We start from the raw sequence: 18,809 nt of genomic DNA, 5'->3' as shown, positions 1-18,809 counted from the left end.
GGATATTTTAAGGGAAAAATAAAGTCTACACATCTTTAAATGTGTAGACTTTATTTTTCTCAACGTTTTAAGTGTATTCTAAAAATTTCAACAATAAACATTTAGTGTGTTCATAGCTTAATAAATGCCTTTTTTTACTCTGCTTTTCGTAACAAAACCACCAGTAAACCAAAAAATAATAGTCCATATAAATAAATAAGTAATCTGACCTTTAAAATCCAGTATTTTCTTCCCGTTTTCTATTCCGTGAATTAAAGTCATAAATGCTTTCTGTGGTAGCATTGTACAGATAGTGTTTAAGAAAACATTTGTACTTGTGAAAGAAATGAAGCATCCAGCAAGAACACATGTAACAATACTGACACCACTCGTTACTAGGCTGATATTTCGTTCCATTAATGAGGCCATAAATATTGAGAAGCCTGTTGCAAATATCGTTAAAATACCTAACAGTATGGCTAATATTTCAAAGCTATAGCCAATATCAACACCAAATACGTAACTAGTAGTTACTATTGCCAAATAGGAAGGAATATACAAACATAAGAAGGTGAAAATAGACTGTACAAACAAGTATTTCCCTACGCTGATAGGCGATGTTAATATTCGGCTGAATGCTTTAAGAACACGATCCTCTGGAAAAAGTGTCGTTAGAGCAACTCCTTGAATTAAAATTAACATAGAGATAAATCCTAATATATTGGTTCCAATCCCTCGCTCAGCACGGATTTGATCTTCTCCTCGATAGCTTTTAGGAAGATACCCCTTATTAAACAACTGTTCAATGCTCTCTTTATCCGACTCAGTTTTCAAAGTAGTAACTTTATAGCTTTCTCCTTTTTTCTCTACCAAGAAATTATAGTGACCTAATACAAGAGAGGAGAGAGGAGGCTTTTTATCTAACTGTACAATGTTAATTCTTGGATCACTAGGTATATCTTTTGCTTCATCAGCTACCACGGCAATAGTGTCTTTTAGGAGCGTTTGACCAGAAAAATAGATAGCCGCGCCAATCATAATTGGTATTATCACTATCGCTACGATAATTACTGATTTTTTTGTTAACATTCTTTCTAATCGATTTCTAAATAAATTTATCATACATAACCTCCCGGTTTAAATACAATATGAGAAATGACAGTACAGACAAGTGAAGCTAATAATAAAGATAAAATTACCGGAAGAAAGATACTAAAATCATTATCGTAAATCAACCTAAAAGCACATTCAGAAACCCAATAAACTGGTGAGAATTTAGATATTAAATTCACTGTTTCTCCAAGACGGTGCACTCCAAAAAACACTCCACCAAAAAAGACAAAAAAAGCTACTGGAATTTGCATAATACCGTTGGCTTGCTCTTCATTTTTAAATATACAGCAGAACATTGTACCGAAGCAGCAACCAAACAACACTAGAGCATTGATTAATAGTATAATATACGGAAGGTTGTTTCCACCAAGGTTTAAATGAAAAATAGTTTGTGCTAGGATTATAATAACACTGTAACAAATCGTACCGAAAATATATGTTGACAGCAATTTAGATAGATAAATTGAAGTTTTCGAAACAGGAGCATATACAATTCTAACATTCCCTTTTTTTACCTTTTCTTCCATAAATGTGTTTGTTGCTGTCATCGCTATTAACATTGCTGAAAAGATTATTATGTTAACTCCATAGTAATCATAGGAGCTAACAGTATTTCCACCAAAGTTGCTTCTTGTTACAAATCCCATAATTGCAATCAAGATAAAGGGGAAAACTGTATTCGAGAAGATTAAGGTTGGATTTCTTACGATATTTGTAATATCAAACTTGGTAACTCTCAAAAGATTCATATAATCGCTCCTAATCTCTCAAAGATCTTCCCGTTAGTTCTAGGAAAACTGTTTCTAAAGATGCTTTTTTACTATTCATATTTTGAATTTTACAACCTTGTTTCGTGAGAGCCATAATAATATTACTAAGGTTATCTTTGGATTGCTCAACAGTTACTTCAAATGTTTCCTTATTTATATCAACTCTTGTTACCCCTTCAATTTCAACAATCAAAGCACTATTTAAGTTTTCATTTGCAGTTAATTGGAATGAGTATGTAATTTCGTCATTTGTATTTTGTTTTAGTTCTTCTTTTGTACCTTGAGCGATAATTTTCCCATCATTCATAATAATAATTCGATCAGATATTGCTTCAATCTCTTCCATATAGTGTGTAGAATAGATGACAGTTGCTCCCTTGGATTTCAATGTTTTAATAGACTCTAAAATATGATTTCGAGATTGAGGATCAATCCCTACTGTAGGTTCATCCATTATAATAAGACTTGGGCGGTGAGCGATTCCACAGGCGATATTTAATCTTCTTTTCATTCCTCCTGAAAAAGTCTTTGGTTTATCATTTTTTCGATCATATAACTGTACTAATTCTAATGCTTCTCTAACTCTTCTTTCTAGTTCATCCCCCTTGAGATTATATAGCCCTGCAAAGAATCGTACATTTTTTTCAGCAGAGATTTCCTCATAGATAGCAAGATCTTGAGGAACAATTCCAATAACTTGCTTAATTTGTTTTACATCTTTCTTTAAATTGTGGTTTGATATCATGATTTCTCCACTACTGGGAGATAGGACAGTGGCTAAGATATTAATAGTTGTACTTTTTCCAGCTCCATTTGGTCCTAATAAACCAAGGATTTCTCCCTTTTTTACCTCAAAACTAATGTTATCTACAGCTATTTGAGTATTATAATGCTTTATTAGATTATTAACTTCTACAATATTTTTCACTTTGTGTCTCCTTTTTTCTTCTTAATTTAGAAAACTCTTTTAACATATTTGTTTGCAAATCCTTTCCATTGTGATTCAATTCTAAATCAGGAGCTGTTTCCTCAAATCCATCTTGTTCTTCTCCATCATAGCTATACAGTTTTTTCAATAAATTCCATAGAGTTTCTAGCTCATCTGTAGAAAAATCTTTAAAGATGTCTGCCATAAAATAAATTGCTTTTTCTCCACAAACCGCCATAGCCCGTTGTCCTGATTCAGTGACTTTCACATTAACAGCTCGTCTATCACGTTTACTTGGTTGTGTAAGCAGGTATCCTTTTTTTTCTATGCTGTTAATTAATGTATTTACATTCTGTTTAGAGGTTCCTAACTTTCGTGCAATATTATTTATAGACGTTTCATCTTCCGGTAAATGAAGTATAGCTACTATAGTCATAAACTGCCTTGAAGTTAAGTTGCCAAAGTATTCGTCTCCACGAATTTGAATTTTGTTCAACACTGAAAAAAGTGTAGCATATGCTTGTTGCATAAAAAACAAATCCTTAATTTCGTTCGAAAAATCCATTTTATTCCTCCTCATAGACAATATGTTGTCTTTTAAAGTATAGTTGTTTAATTTTTTTTGTCAAGATGTGTTTCTCAATTTTATTTTAAACTAAATGATTTTATGTAAGGTATAGATCAAATAATATTCAAACACTATGAATTATAGAAAATAAATAATAAAAATAATATAAGCTTAATATGGAGAGAAGAATCACCAGATAATAAAAGCTTGTGTTAATTTTGAAATAAAATCATATTTAAAGGTATTTAAGGCTGTTTTAAATTAACTATTATTAGAAGATCTTTCGTGAGTTTAATAAAATAGTAGTTATTTTGGAATATTTAACATTCTTAACGCCGCACTTTTCGACAGTATATTGACATTAATATGAAAAAGGATTACAATCCAATAGATGAAAAGTCATCTATTGGAATGAGGTAATCAATCGTAATTGGAAAAAAGGACTAATAACTTTTATATTACGTCTTCAAAAGATGCAATTAATGTGACTTTTTGACTGATTGAGTAGATTCTATAGTTGATATAAGTTAATTCTTAGATAATTAAGTGTCTACAGTTCTGTAAAAAAATACTTTAATGGTTTTTATATATACAGTGGAACTTCTAACGAACTTAACTTCTAAAACTCTTTAAAAGCATTTTAATTAATAAACAATAACTAGTTTACAAACAAGGAATAAATTCTTAGACAAAAGAAGGATGAATCAGTTAATGACAAGTATAAAGCTTTTCTGTTTACCACATGCAGGAGGTTCTTCTATTGCTTTTCAAGGGTGGAAATCAAAAGTGATTCCTCTAATAAAAGTGTGTCCAATCGAACTCAAAGGGAGAGGTATCCGAAGCGAGGAGTCGTATTATAAAAACTTTGAAGAAGCAATAGATGATATATATAACGTTTTAGTACCTACAATTGACGGGCCATATGCAATACTAGGACATAGTATGGGGAGTTGGCTGGCTTTAGAGCTTTATTATAAACTTTTGCAAGAAGGGGCTAGTTTGCCGCTTCATATGATTTTTTCAGGTAATAAAGCACCACATAGCCGGAGAAAAGAAATAATTTATCATAAGCTACCCAATGAAGAGTTTAGAAAAGCTATTCAGAAGATTGGGGGAGCATCAAATGAAATTTTTGAAAATCGAGAGATTTTCAGTATATTCGAACCCATCTTAAGAGCCGATTTCAAAATGATTGAAAATTATTTTTATAAAGAAAAGTCTAATAAAGTTCACTGTAATATGACAATTATGACTGGAAAAAACGATCCGAAAATTAATTCAAGCGATCTAATGGGATGGAAGAAGTTTGCAGGTGCAAACTGTAATATTTTTAAGCTAGATGGAGGACATTTTTTTATACAAGAAAATATACCGGCAGTGATACGAGTTATTAATCAAATATTCTCTCCTTATGTAGAAAAGTAGCGTCTGTATAATTGTTATTAATTGTAATTTGAAAGGACTTATATTGATACATTAAAAACCTGAAGTCTGTAAACCGACCATGATTTGTTATATATGTGTAAAAAACCAAATTGAGTAAACTCATTTTGCTAATCATTTATTGGTTGTATCTTACATCTATTTAATGTAAAAAGAAGGAGGTCATTTTATGAAAGCGTTAAATAAACTTGATGGAGAAGAACAGAAGAAGGATCAACCAGAAATAGAACAGCTACTACAAATACTTAAAACAAATGTTGCTAATTTAAAAGTGAATTCGAATTTAGAAACCTGTGGTTTAGATTTAATTGAAATGACAAATATATCTTCATTGATTCAGTCTACGTTTAAAATCTATATTGAACCCAATAAATTATTTGCATGTAAGACTATAGAAGATATAGCAACAATGATTAAACAAAAAGAATCTCCTTCAGAAGGGGCGGTTATTCTTGAGGCAAGAGCTGATGTAGAGAATAGGTATGAAGATTTCCCACTTACGGAGATTCAAGCAGCATATTTAGCAGGACGCCGTAAGGAATATGAGCTAGGCGGTATTTCAACACAAGTTTATATTGAACTTAAAACAAAATTAGATATTTCGAAGTTAAATAGAGCTTTACAGAAAGTCATAAAGAAACATGCGATGCTAAGAGCAGTTTTTGGAGAAAATCATCAACGAATTCTAGAAAATGTTCCACAATACATAATTAAAAATGAAGACTTTTCTAATTTAGACAAGCATGAGTTTCAAGAGAAATTAATTATGGAGAGAGAGAGAATATCTACTCAAACATTTATGCCAGAAGTATGGCCATTATTTGAATTTAAGGCTTTAAAATATAACGTAGATACTCATTATTTGCTGATTAGTTTGGATATGCTAATTTTAGATGCTGCCAGCCTGGATATACTAGCTTCGGAAATTATGAAATATTATTCGAATGAAATGCTTGAAGTCGTAGAAAGTGTATTTTCTTTCCGTGACTACCAACTAGCTTATAATGAACTACGAAATTCCGATGTCTATAGAAGGGATAAAAAATATTGGGAGGAGAAGTTATCTAATTTCCCACTAGCCCCAAATTTACCGTTGAAAACAAGGATTTCACAAATCGATAGACCAAAATTTCAGCGTATACAGAAACTAATATCAAAATTAGAGTGGGAGAACCTTAAGGATATAGCTAAGCAGCATGACGTAACACCATCTTCTATTCTGTGTACAATCTATTTACTTGTTTTATCTTCGTGGAGCAATCAGTCCAAACTCTCAATTAATTTAACAGTTTCGAACCGTGTTTCCTTTAAGAAGGCCTTTAATAAAGATGTTAATGATTTGATCGGAGACTTTACGTCTACTATCCAACTTGATTCAGATTTTAGTCAAGATCATTCATTTTGGTCTCAAGTAAAAAGTGTTCAGAAAAACATTAAGAATGGAGTAGAACACAGTTTATATAATGGTACGGAATTCATTAGAGACTTATCAAAACTGAATGCTTATGGCAATCGAGCTGTTATTCCAGTTGTCTTTACAAGTGCATTAAAAACTGAGATGTGGGGTAGATGGGGAAAACTAGGAGATATAAATCATGCAGTAACAAGAACCCCTCAAGTTTACTTAGACTATCAGGCATCTGAAATGGATGGTCAACTACTTATTGTCTGGGATTATATACCAGAATTATTAGAAGAAAAGTTGGTATCGGAAATTTTTAATCAATATATTGACGTGTTGTTCTCTATTTGTAATGAGACAGACATTAAACCTACAGGTATTTCTGAACGTGAAAGAAGAATAATAGCAGAATACAATGACACGGATGAGGAAATTAATATCAAGCCTTTACATAAATTATTTGAATCACAGGCAAAAAAGACACCAAATAATGATGCTGTTATTGACGGTAACTATAGAATATCTTATCAGGAGCTAAATGAAAGATCTAACCAAGTAGCACGTAAACTTCAACAACTTGGCTTGAAAGAGAACGAGTTAGTCGGAATTTTGTCTGAAAGGTGTAAAGAATCCATAATAAATATCCTTGGGGTTTTGAAGGCAGGAGGGGGGTATGTTCCTATCGACCCTCAGCATCCAGAAGAACGAAGAAGCTATGTGTTGCAACATAGTGGATGCAAATTTATATTGACTCCAGATTTTGAAACACAAGAGAAACTACACACCCTTTCAACTGAAAATTTAACAAGTAAAGTTACAACAGAAAGTGTTGCATATGTAATCTATACTTCGGGAAGTACAGGAAGACCAAAAGGTGTAATCACTACCCACGGCGCTGCAACTAATACTGTTCTAGACATTAACCGTAAGTTTCAAGTAAATGAAAAGGATAAAGTATTAGGCTTGTCTTCAATGTGTTTTGACTTATCCGTATATGACATCTTTGGAACCTTTGCAGCCGGTGCTACATTGGTAATGGTAAAAGATCAAAGGGATATGGATAATGTGTATGAATTGATTGAAAAATACCAAATCACTATTTGGAATTCAGTTCCGGCAATTATGGATATGATGATTAAAAATCTCCAATATCCGTTAACATCAACAGGGGTACCAGAGAGTAAACAATTAGAGAAAAATGATTATAGTGAAACTAACATAAATAATATAAAGAAGTATTATTGGTCACCAGCTTTTGAATGGGATGAAGAACAATATACTCATATTGTTCCTGAAGTGCGTTCTTTATTACCAAAATTTTATTTCTATATGCAAAAGGGTAGAACAATAGATGAAATTCATTCTTATTTTGGAAATATACCGGAACAGAAAATAGAAGCATTTGTACAAGAAGCAATGGACAACGGTATTTTTGTATCTTCTATCCTTGGTCCGCATGATGTATTTAAATCGCAAAATAAATTATTTGATAATCCTTATGATGAGGATATTAAGTATAATCCAGAGGCCTATGAGAGTTTTAAAGAAAAACAGTTAAATAGAAAGTTGAAGCTAACGGGTGAGAAGTTCCTGTTAGATCAGAAGTATAAATTTCCAGAATTTATAGAGAATAGGTCTTCACATAGAAAATTTATTGAACAAGAAAAATTGCCACTTTCAAAAATCTCACAATTATTGTCTGTATTAAAACAAAAAAGACAGGATTCACAAATTCATTATTACTATCCAAGTGCGGGTGGCTTATATCCAATTGATATTTATCTCTACGTTAAAGAAGATCGAGTGGAAAACTTAGAAAAAGGTATTTATTACTATAGTCCAATTGATAACAGTATTACTTTAGTTAATGAGGCATGCACAATTACCGATGAAAATCAGTACTATGCTAATAAATCCATATTTAATTCTTCAGCTGTAACTATGTATCTAATATATAATGCTGAAGCGACAATGCCTAAATACGAAAGTGCAGGTTACTTTTACGCCTGTATTGATGCTGGAATTATTGCAAATACCTTAGGATGTGTTGCTAATATGCTCAATTTAGGAACTTGTTCTATTGGAGAAATTAATTTTAACTCTATTAAAGATTTATTCCAAATCGATGATAACCAGGTTTTAATTCATTCCATTGAGGTTGGGTTAATAGACCATGCAACTACTCAAACTAACGAAATTTGGAACGTTCAATTATCAGAACCAGAAACAGAATGCGTAAAATTAAAGGAAGGTAACAAAGCTAATGGTGGAAGCTTACGAGTAGTAATGCTTAGTGGGGATTGGATTCCTTTATCGCTTCCAAAAGAAATAAAAAGTTATTTTGAAAATGCGAATGTTTATAGTTTAGGAGGAGCAACTGAAGCAGCTATTTGGTCGATATATTACCCAATTAGTCAGCAAGAAAAAGATTGGAAAAGTATTCCCTATGGAATGCCTTTAGCCAATCAAAGATTTTACGTATTGGATTATAAAGGAGATTTTTGCCATCTGGATGTTCCTGGAGAGTTATATATCGGTGGTATTGGAGTTGCAAAAGGATATATGAATGATCCAGAAAAAACAGAGAATGCATTTATTATACATCCAAATCTAGGAAAGCTTTATAGAACTGGGGATTACGGCAGAATATTAGAAGATGGATATATTGAGTTTTTAGGCAGAAAAGATAGTCAGGTGAAAATTAGAGGATATCGTATTGAACTTGGGGAAATCGAAAATTGCTTAATGAAACAACCAAAGGTCAAGAATGTTGCTGTAATAGACCAAGTTGATAAAAATGGGAAAAAGTATTTGTCGGCATTCATTGTTTCAGATTTAAAAATAAATACAGACGAATTAAAACAACAATTAATGAAAGAGCTACCTGATTATATGGTGCCAGCATACTTCACACAAGTTTCTGAAATACCTCTAACTGCTAATGGTAAAGTAGATAAAAATTCACTTTCGAAATTTGCTGTGTACGAATTTGAATCTAAAGAATTAGTTAGCCCAAAAACGGAAATGGAAAGAGTGCTAGCTGAGATATGGCAGGATGTTTTAGAGAGGTCTGACATCGGAATCCATGACAACTTCTTTGATGTTGGAGGTAATTCTCTACTTGTTCAAAATGTAAGAGCAAAGATCGACGCAATTTATCCGAAACTAATTCAAGTAACAGATCTTTTTACAAATACATCTATTTCTGGATTAGCAAAATTTATGAGCAAAAAACTTTCAAGAACGAAGAGTTACATTGAAGTGCAGGCACTAAAGTTATCTGAAGAACACTTCATACAAGGAGTAAAGCGTAAAAAACATCGTTCTTTTTCATTCACAGTTGATGAGGTACTTACGGACACATTAAGAAAAATTGCAAAGCAGTTAAATACTAACATGTTTGATTTTATGGCTGCTTTTTATATGTATCTATTTAATCAAGTGTCTGGTGAAAGTTCAATTTGTGTTCAATTAATAGATGGAAGTGAAGAAGCCTACTCAGCAAAAGTAGACTTTGAACAATTAGAAAACTTTGAACAGTTGTTTAAGAAGTTACAAAAGAAAAATTTATTTCATAAATATGCAATCAGTGACGTGGGGTCAGTTGTTATGACGAGAAGTGAATTTTCAATTATTCCAGCATTTATTAAGAAGCCTACAAAATTTTCTAAAGTTAATATTGTAGAAAATTATGATTATACCTTTATGATAGATGATTATGGAACTCAAATTGAAATTATTTGTGAATATGATGAAGCGACTTTAAAAGAAGAAAAAGCAAAAGAGTTGGTTCGTGATTATATTAGTCTACTGAAGGGGGTAGAAAGTAATTGGGAAAAATAGCATTTATCTTTCCTGGTCAAGGGTCACAATATCCACGAATGGGCAAACAGCATTATGAAAGACATGCAATAGTACGCCAAATTTATGAGGAAGCTAGCGATTTAATTGGCATTGATATGAGGAAATTATGTTTTGAATCAAGTATTGATGAACTTAAACAAACTCACAATGCACAGCCTGCTATTTTTACTGTATCTTATGCAGCATTTAAAGTCCTGACTAAAGAAGGTTTAGAACCTTCTTTCATGGCAGGACATAGCTTAGGAGAAATTACTGCTTTAGCATGTTCAGGGGCTATTGAGTTTAGTGATGGTATACGATTGGTAAGAGCACGAGGAGAAATTATGCAACAGGTAGGCGAAAAATCTGCAGGAGGAATGGCCGCTATCAAAGGTTTGTCTCTTACAGAAATACAAAATTTATGTGCTGAATATTCCGTCAATGGAAATGTTGCATGTATCTCTAATTATAATTCTAATGATCAAATTGTAATTTCAGGAAGTCAAGAAGTATTAGCTCAAATTAAAGAGGATCTAAATAATAACAAATCGGTTAAGTTTACAAAATTGAAAGTTAGTGCACCTTTTCATAGCCCTTTAATGCAAAGCGCTGTAGAGAAATTTACGCAAGAGCTTAAAAAATATAACTATCATGATATGAAATATCCAGTAATATCAGATCTCACATCACAACCATATAAAAATTGTGATGAAATTACAGGGCTATCTCAGCACCTTGTTAACCCGGTCATGTGGAAAAAAACTGTAGATTTTCTGAATAAGAACGAGGTTAAGTATATTATCGAAATTGGTCCAAATTATGTATTAAGAAATTTAGTGAAAAGTTGTATGAGCAATATTAAAGCTTACTCTTATGATCATTTAGAAGATATCCCTAAAATATCAAACCTGATTGAAAATTTTACAGGTAAAGAAGCATTACAAATTGAGAATGAGCAAAAATTAATCACTATTATGCAAGAATGCATTAAACAAGCTATAGAAATAAATCATAAAAGTCGGGTACGGTTGGAACCATATGACGTAGAAGGTAATACAGTGGTAACTCTATGTCTAGCTAGTGCTGTATCGACACCTAATAAGAACTTTGATCAAATTGCTTATAAAACGGGTGTTGTAGAGTCCTATAAAAGAATTCGCAAATTGCAAGCCTTACTGGAAAGAGAAAAACGAAAACCAAATGATCAAGAAATTACTGAAGCTCTGCAACTATTATATCAGATATTTAAAACAAAAAAACTATCACACACAGAGCAAGAAATACGTTTCAAAATGATTATTGAACAGTTGAGTAAGAAGAAAGGCTATGTTTTATAAAATGTAGAACGTTAAATGGAGGTTTCCATATTGAGTATAAAATTCTTTAATCTTTCAGAGATAAAAAATAATGATGAAATAGATATAGAATTGCACGAACTAGATTCTAAAGATATTGCTATCATTGGTATATCTGCTGAAATGCCTTTGGCTGACCATGCGGATGAATATTGGCAGAATATATTAAATGGTGTGGAGTGCGTAAGAGAGCTCCCAGAGAAACGAAAAAAAAAAGCTGACAAATACTTAAAATTCATGGGGATAGAAACCGATAAGATCAACTACACTCAGGCAGCTTACTTAGATAACATAGAGGCGTTCGATCCTAAAAAGTTTAATCTTTCACCAAAAGAAGCGAAAATGATGGATCCTAAGCAAAGACTTTTCTTACAGCAAACTTCTGCGGCCATTGAAGATGCTGGGTATAGTATGCAGGAGCTAAGTGGCCAAAGGATTGGTGTATATTCTGGGATTAGCGATCTGGGAGGATCAAAATACTTTGATATTTTAACAAATGTAGATCCGAATCTCTATGAGACTGGTCTCACAGGAAACCTTCAATCTATTATTCCAAGTAGAGTATCTTACTTGCTAGATTTAAAAGGACCAAGCGTAGTTACGGACACTTCTTGTTCGTCATCATTAGTATCGGTACACCTTGCTTGTCAAGCTATTAGAAATGGTGAGTGTGATGCAGCTCTTGTTGGTAGCGTAAGACTCCACGTCCTCCCTGTAGAAGATGGAAGAAAGGTAGGATTTGAAACGAAAGATGGAAGTACGAAGGCTTTTGATAATGATGCAGCTGGCACAGGTTTAGGAGAGGGAGCAATCTCTATTTTCTTGAAGCCTCTTCATAAAGCTAAAGCTGATGGAGACCATGTATATGCAGTGATTAAAGGCACAGCCATTAACCAGGATGGTAATTCAATTGGTATTACTGCACCTAATGCTGATTCACAGGCTGATGTGATAGAGCGTGCATGGAAAGATGCCGGTGTTTCAGCTGAAGATATATCATATATTGAAGCACATGGTACAGGAACTATTTTGGGGGATCCTATTGAAATAGACGGAATTAATAAGGCATTTTCAAAATATACCACCAAAAAGCAATTATGCGCGATTAGTTCAGTGAAAAACAACATTGGACATTTATACGATGCTTCTGGGTTAGCTTCATTGATTAAGTGTTTATATGCCTTAAATGAGAAAGTTCTACCTCCAACTATTAATTACAAAATGCCCAATAAATCTATTGAATTTTCAGAGTCTCCAGTGTATGTAAATACATGTATCAGAAAGTGGGAACCTAGGACAAACAAGAGAATCTGTGGAATCAGTTCCTTTGGGTTTAGTGGAACTAATTGTCATATTATTTTGGAGGAGCCAGAATTAGATGTGGAGCCATTAAATTCTCAGTCCACAGAAAATTATATTTTAACTTTGTCCGGAGAAACTGAAGAGGTTTTAAAGGGATCAGTTAAGCGTTATATTCATAAATTTAATCAAATTAAAAAGTATAATCCGAAGGATGTATGCTTTACCGCAAGCGTAGGAAGAAATCATTATAAGCAAAGACTAGCTATAATATTCTCAAACTATGACCAGCTTGAGAAGTTGTTAACTGAAGTTATGGAAATAGATTTAGGGGAAATAAACAATCCAAATATTTATCATAATGTGGTTGGTAATGAGGAAAATGCAAATTCTTATAGTGATGTAAAGGTGTTAAATAATCTAGATTTAAACGCTGAGAATACAGAGAGGGAGTTGCAAATCGTTGCCGAAGCTTACATAAACAGCTTAAAAGTTCCGTGGGATGAGTTATATGTTTCGGGAAAAAGAAAAAGAGTAAGACTACCTTCTACAGTTTTTCAAAGCCAGTCATACTGGGTTGATATTCCTGAAAGTCCAAAAGAATTTAAAAGGGTAGAACAACCAGAAATTTTTACAGAAAAACAGGCAGAAATTAAGTTGAAAGGGCGCACAGGTCACTCTTATACACCTACAGAGAAAAGGCTTGGGGTGATTATTAGGAGTACATTAGAAGTTGAAGAACTAGATATTCATGAAAACTTTTATGAATTCGGTGGTGACTCAATATTAGTTATCGACATGTTTTCAAAGATTAATGAAAGTTTTCGTATTGAGCTATCACCTGCTGATATATTTTCATATCCAACCCTGTTCAAATTAGCTCAACATATTGATGGAATAATATCACAAGAACAAGCAAGTCAACAAGATATCACGAAGGTGCATGAACAAAATGATCTTGATGATGATATTGCTATTATTGGTATGGCGGGAAAATTTCCTTTATCTGATGATTTGGAACAATACTGGGAAAATATTAGCTCTCAAAGGGATTGTGTTAGTGAAATCCCTGAACAGCGTAAAGCTGACCTTGCTCAATATGTAAGTCAAATTGGAATGGACATAGAGAATGTACAGTACGAAAAAGCAGGTTATCTCTCAGAAATTGATAAGTTTGATTATGAGTTTTTCAACCTATCTTTAGAAGAGGCAACTCTGATGGATCCGGTACAGCGAAATCTTCTTGAAATTGTCCATGAAGCAATTGAAGAAGCCGGTTATGGCGGACATAGGTTGTCGGGTAGTAATACGGGAGTTTTTGTAGGATATGCTGAAGACTATACGTACAGTTATAGAAGATTTATCAGTGATTCTAATCCGTCATTAACCAAATTGGCTTTAGCTGGTAATTTAGTTTCAATGATGGCAGGACGCATGTCTTATATGTATGACTTAAAAGGACCAAGTCTAGTTGTAGATACCGCTTGTTCGTCTTCCCTAGTTGCTTTAAATACGGCCATAAAGAGTATACGTAATGGTGAGTGTGAAACGGCTATAGTTAGTAGTGCAAAAATTAAATTAGTACCTACTTACGTACCTGAAAGCGAAGTAGGGGTTACCTCTCAGGACTTTAAAATTTGCGCATTTGACGATACTGCGGATGGGATTGTAGAAGGAGAAGCAGTTTGTGCTGTATTAATAAAGCCATTAAAGCAAGCGCTAGAAGATGGAGATCATATTCATGGGGTTATAAAAGGTAGTGCAATAAATCAAGACGGCACAGGAATGGGTGTCATGGCTCCACGGGCTGATACACAAACTGAAGTGCTTGTGAAGGCATGGAAAGATGCTAAGATTGATCCTTCAACTATTACATATATAGAAGCACATGGTACAGGAACTAAATTAGGAGATTTAATTGAATATGAAGCGTTAAAGAAAGCTTTTGGTTTATATACAGAAAAAAGTCAATTTTGTGCTCTAAGTTCCGTAAAAACTAACTTGGGACATACGTATCAAGCTTCCGGTATTGCAAGTATTATTAAAGCAGCTCTCTCGTTAAAGCATAAAAAAATTGTACCTTTAATAAATTTCAGTAGACCAAACCGCTTAATGGATTTGGAAGAATCGGCATTATATTTAAACGATACACTAAGGGATTGGGAGATAGAAGAAGGTATACCTAGAAGATGCGGCATCAGTTCCTTCGGTTTAAGTGGTACCAACTGTCATGTTGTATTAGAAGAACACAATCCTATTGAGAAGATAAGTACACCAATCAAACAAGAATATATTGTGACTATTTCAGCAAGAGATGAGGACACCTTATATAGATTAGTCTCAAAATATCATCAATTTATGAAGAGAAATAATGACATAGATATAGAAAAGTTAAGTTATACAACTAATGTAGGAAGAGGGCATTATAACGAGAGATTAGCATTTGTAATAAGTAGCTCAGATGATTTTATTACTAAGTTGACGTACATACTCTCAGAAAATTGGAAGGATAAACAGTTAAATGGCATCTTTTATGGAAATTCAGATGAGCAAATAACTATTCCAGAAAATCTTCAAAACAGTGAGCTAATTGCTAACCTTGATGCCCGTGAGCCTATTAATAAATTGAACTTATATGAAATTTGTTCTTTATATGTCATGGGGAGAAATATTGAATGGCAAAAGCTTTACAGAGATAATTCTAATCATGTGATATCTCTTCCTACGTATCCTTTTAAACGAAATAGATGTTGGTTTCAGCCTAGTAGCAAGTTCATTAAGGAATCAATCTTAGAGAAAGACGCTACTACTAGTGAGATTGGGAGTTATTGTGTTGAAGTTGAAAAAACTGAATGCAAACATTACAAAAACAACTCTGAAAAAATTGTTCTACAAGCAGTTGAAGAAGTCATAGGAACAAGTGCAGTGAGTTTAACAGATAACTTTTTTGAACTAGGAGGGGACTCATTTAAAGCAACTTTATTAGTGTCTAAGATATATGATTTGTCAGAAGTTCTTATTACTCTTACGGATATTTTGACATTCCCTACTCTTAGTAAACTAGCAGAGTATTTAAGTACGCAGTTATCAGAGGAAGCTTCAGCAATTAATCAAATTATTCCAGCATTGCCATCGCAGGAGTTGTATGATCTATCTTATAAACAATTGGATTTATGGTTGTCAACACAGGTATATGAAGGTTCTAGTGCTTTAAATATTACTTGGGCATGCATGTTATATAACTTTGATATTGCCTTATTTTATCAATCATTAGAAGCCTTAATTAACAGACATTCCATTATGAAGACACAAATAGTGGTTAAAGATGGAGTTCCGAAACAAACGATTAAAGAAAACATGAATGTAGCAAATCTTTATCGTTACCTCGATCTAAGCAGTGAAAAAGATACAGATGAAGCAGTAATGAAAATTGTTAAATCAGAGGTTGCTCAACAGATTTCTCTTGAACAAGGCCCATTAGTTCGTATCACGGTTGCCAAGAAAGATAATAACTCACATTTACTTGTTTTCGTTATTAATCATATGATTTCGGATTGGTGGTCAATGGATGTGATCATAAACGATTTGAAAGAATGTTATCGAGCATTAAGTCTAGGTTTAAAACCAGACTGGCAACCTCTAACTATTAAATACACAGATTACTCGGAGTGGCAACGTAAAAAGGTAGAGAGTGATTCAACATTGAAACAATATTGGGATAATGTATTGACAGCGCCTCTACCGTCTCTGAATATCAAAACTGATTTTGAGCGTCCATTGATAAAAGGGCAACTTGGTAATAAGTTAATTAGCAAACTAGGTCAGAAACAAATGGATAAACTAAAATATATTTCTGAACTCAACCAAGGTACTATGTTTATGTCCTTGCTTACAAGTGTTTATTCTCTATTGTATATGTACTCTGGACAACAGGATATTATCGTGGGTACCAACATAGCTGGAAGGGAGCATCCACAACTCCAAAACCAAATAGGCTATTTTGTTAATGTAGTACCTTTACGCATAAATATTGATGATAACGACACATTTACACAGCTCTTCAAAAAGGTTCAGCAAGTAACATTAGGGGCACTTGAACATCAAGATTACCCATTTATTCTAATGCTTGAAAATGAGGCTGTTGTACGTGACAGTAGTAGATCACCAATATTTGACGTCTTGGTTCAATATGTGAATGATCCAAATAGTGATGGTGTTGTAGTGGATAAAGCACGGATTGAGGAAATTCCATATGACTCATTAGAAAGTAAATACGATTTGGTATTTAATTTTATTGAAAAAAGTGAGCATATTGTTTTGGAATTGGAGTATAGCAATAGTTTGTTTAAAAGTGAGACAATGCATCGAATGGTAAATAGATTAAATAATATATTAAAAGAATTTGGTGAAAATCAAAAAATGACTGTTGGTGAATTGCAAGTTACAGAGGTTCCAAAACAAGAAATGAAAATTGTTAAACGAAGAAGGAGCTGATTTTATGCTATTTAGAGGATCCTCTTTTCAAAAGAAAGTATGGCTTGATGATGAAAAGGAAAGAGGGGACCTCTATACAGGGGGCCCTTCCTACTATAATATTCCTTTAATTTTTCGAATAGAAGGGGAATTAAGTGTTTCGATCTTAAATAAAACAATAAATAGTTTAATTCAGAAACATGAGGTATTACGAACTAAGCTTTTGAAAAAAGACGGAGAAGTTATGCAGTCTGTTGAGGATGAAGTGGATTTTACTATAAGACATGAAGATTGGTCAAATAATCATAAAACTTCTGAAGAGGCAATTGATTTTCTGAAAGAAATAAATAATAAGGCTTTTGCAGATAAGTTGTCGGAGCGTTTACTATGTCAAGGGTTTTATTTGAAGCTAAGTGAATCTTGTTCTTACTTTTTATTTACTATCCATAATTCCCATTGTGACGAGGTATCTAAGGGGACTCTTCGTAACGACATTATTAACTTTTATAAGGGGCATGAAAACACTAGTAATTTTCAATATACAGAACTACCTTTACAATACGCAGATTTCTCTGAGTGGCAAAATGAATTACCTGATGAAGTACTAGAAGGGGAAATATTGTATTGGAAGAGAAAATTACAAAGTGATTTGCAACCTTTAAACCTTCCTACTGATTTCATTAGAAGGCAAAATGGCAAATATGCAGCTGGAGAATATACTATATCCCTGAGGAAAGAATTGGTAAACCTTTTGGATAAAACTTGTTTACAATATGGTTATGATCCAAGAGATTTTTTTATGGCAGTTTTGCAAATATTTCTTAGTACTTATTTAAAAGAAAGCGAAGTAACCTTTGGAACCTACATTTCCAAAAGAATGAATGATTTAGAAGAGACAGTAGGACCGATAGCTAATGTTGCACTATTAAAAGATTCATTAACTAGCAATTCTATGTTTATTGAAGTAGTGGAAAAAGTAAAAAATACTTACACGGAGGCAGAAGCACATAGCAAAATTCCGTTAGAGCGACTGATTTTGGAGCTTAATTTGAACCACAATCTAGATAAATACGATATATGTCGTTTCCTTTTTAATTATACTCGTGCAAAGAAACCCACTAGTGATACAGAATTTAATGAAATTAAATTAAATTTAGGCTTGGGAAAATACGACTACAACCTACTGGTCGAGGAAACAGGCTCAAAGATTAATCTATATCTAACTTACAATAAATATATTTATAGTTCATCCTCAGCTGAACAATTGGTGCATAGTTTTATAACATTATTCGAGGAATTGGTGTTATCACCGGAGCAAAAGATTCACAATATAAATTTAACTAATTCAATGGAAAAGGAAAAAATCCTTAATAAATTTAACAATACAGCTCTATCTAATTTCTTAGAGAAGAATATTGTGACACGCTTTGAAGATCAGGTGTCACAAACACCTGATAAAGTTGCTGTATGCGCCGAAGGGAAGGAAATTACTTACCAGGAACTAAATGCAAAGGCAAATGAACTTGCTGTTCAGTTGCGTCAGATGGGCATCGGTCGTGATGACTATGTAGCGATCATGGCGGAACGGAACATAGAAACAATCATAGGGATTTGCGGGATCGTCAAGGCTGGCGGG

9 protein-coding genes are annotated in these 18,809 nt (G+C 33.2%); 5 read left to right on the top strand and 4 right to left on the bottom strand.

The window, feature by feature from the left end:
* Positions 1-117: 117 nt before the first annotated feature.
* Genes J7E26_RS16300 through J7E26_RS16285 form a run of 4 tightly spaced genes read right to left on the bottom strand, consistent with a single transcriptional unit; the run spans position 118 to position 3,355 of the window.
* A complete protein-coding gene (locus J7E26_RS16300; RefSeq protein WP_214802041.1) occupies positions 118-1,101 on the bottom strand; it encodes an ABC transporter permease in 984 nt (327 codons plus the stop codon).
* Positions 1,098-1,841: an ABC transporter permease gene (locus J7E26_RS16295; RefSeq protein ID WP_214802045.1), complete on the bottom strand. Its 744-nt coding sequence runs from the start codon at positions 1,839-1,841 to the stop codon at positions 1,098-1,100. Before J7E26_RS16295 ends, J7E26_RS16300 begins: the two co-directional genes overlap by 4 nt.
* 10 nt (positions 1,842-1,851) lie before the next feature.
* Positions 1,852-2,790 carry an ABC transporter ATP-binding protein gene (locus tag J7E26_RS16290; protein WP_214802048.1) on the bottom strand — a complete coding sequence of 313 codons (939 nt, stop codon included), beginning with the start codon at positions 2,788-2,790 and terminating at the stop codon, positions 1,852-1,854.
* A complete protein-coding gene (locus J7E26_RS16285; RefSeq protein WP_214802051.1) occupies positions 2,768-3,355 on the bottom strand; it encodes a MarR family winged helix-turn-helix transcriptional regulator in 588 nt (195 codons plus the stop codon). Before J7E26_RS16285 ends, J7E26_RS16290 begins: the two co-directional genes overlap by 23 nt.
* Positions 3,356-4,069: 714 nt before the next feature.
* Between J7E26_RS16285 and J7E26_RS16280 the strand changes: the two genes are divergently transcribed.
* From J7E26_RS16280 to J7E26_RS16260, 5 genes are all read left to right on the top strand, one after another.
* Positions 4,070-4,783, top strand: coding sequence for a thioesterase II family protein (locus J7E26_RS16280; protein ID WP_214802054.1), 714 nt, complete (start codon positions 4,070-4,072; stop codon positions 4,781-4,783).
* 187 nt (positions 4,784-4,970) lie between these two features.
* On the top strand, positions 4,971-10,046 hold the full coding sequence (locus J7E26_RS16275; protein WP_214802057.1) for an AMP-binding protein: 5,076 nt from the start codon (positions 4,971-4,973) through the stop codon (positions 10,044-10,046).
* A complete protein-coding gene (gene fabD / locus J7E26_RS16270; RefSeq protein ID WP_214802060.1) occupies positions 10,034-11,383 on the top strand; it encodes an ACP S-malonyltransferase in 1,350 nt (449 codons plus the stop codon). The genes J7E26_RS16275 and fabD overlap by 13 nt, the downstream gene beginning before the upstream one ends.
* A 30-nt stretch (positions 11,384-11,413) precedes the next feature.
* Entirely contained in the window at positions 11,414-17,194 is a 5,781-nt protein-coding gene (locus J7E26_RS16265; RefSeq protein ID WP_214802063.1) for a beta-ketoacyl synthase N-terminal-like domain-containing protein, read from the top strand.
* On the top strand, positions 17,172-18,809 hold a 1,638-nt coding region (locus tag J7E26_RS16260), incomplete at its 3' end, for a condensation domain-containing protein (protein ID WP_214814411.1). The genes J7E26_RS16265 and J7E26_RS16260, both read left to right, overlap by 23 nt.

Source organism: Bacillus sp. ISL-51, assembly GCF_018613535.1.
In the GTDB taxonomy this organism is placed as follows: Bacteria; Bacillota; Bacilli; order Bacillales; family Bacillaceae; genus Bacillus.
This window is presented reverse-complemented; position numbering and strand designations above follow the sequence as displayed.

Excerpts from the sequence above, each read along its gene's own strand:
- J7E26_RS16300 (WP_214802041.1), bottom strand. The coding sequence starts at position 1,101 with ATGATAAATTTATTTAGAAATCGATTAGAAAGAATGTTAACAAAAAAA.
- J7E26_RS16295 (WP_214802045.1), bottom strand. The coding sequence starts at position 1,841 with ATGAATCTTTTGAGAGTTACCAAGTTTGATATTACAAATATCGTAAGA.
- J7E26_RS16285 (WP_214802051.1), bottom strand. The coding sequence starts at position 3,355 with ATGGATTTTTCGAACGAAATTAAGGATTTGTTTTTTATGCAACAAGCA.
- J7E26_RS16280 (WP_214802054.1), top strand. The coding sequence starts at position 4,070 with ATGACAAGTATAAAGCTTTTCTGTTTACCACATGCAGGAGGTTCTTCT.
- J7E26_RS16275 (WP_214802057.1), top strand. The coding sequence starts at position 4,971 with ATGAAAGCGTTAAATAAACTTGATGGAGAAGAACAGAAGAAGGATCAA.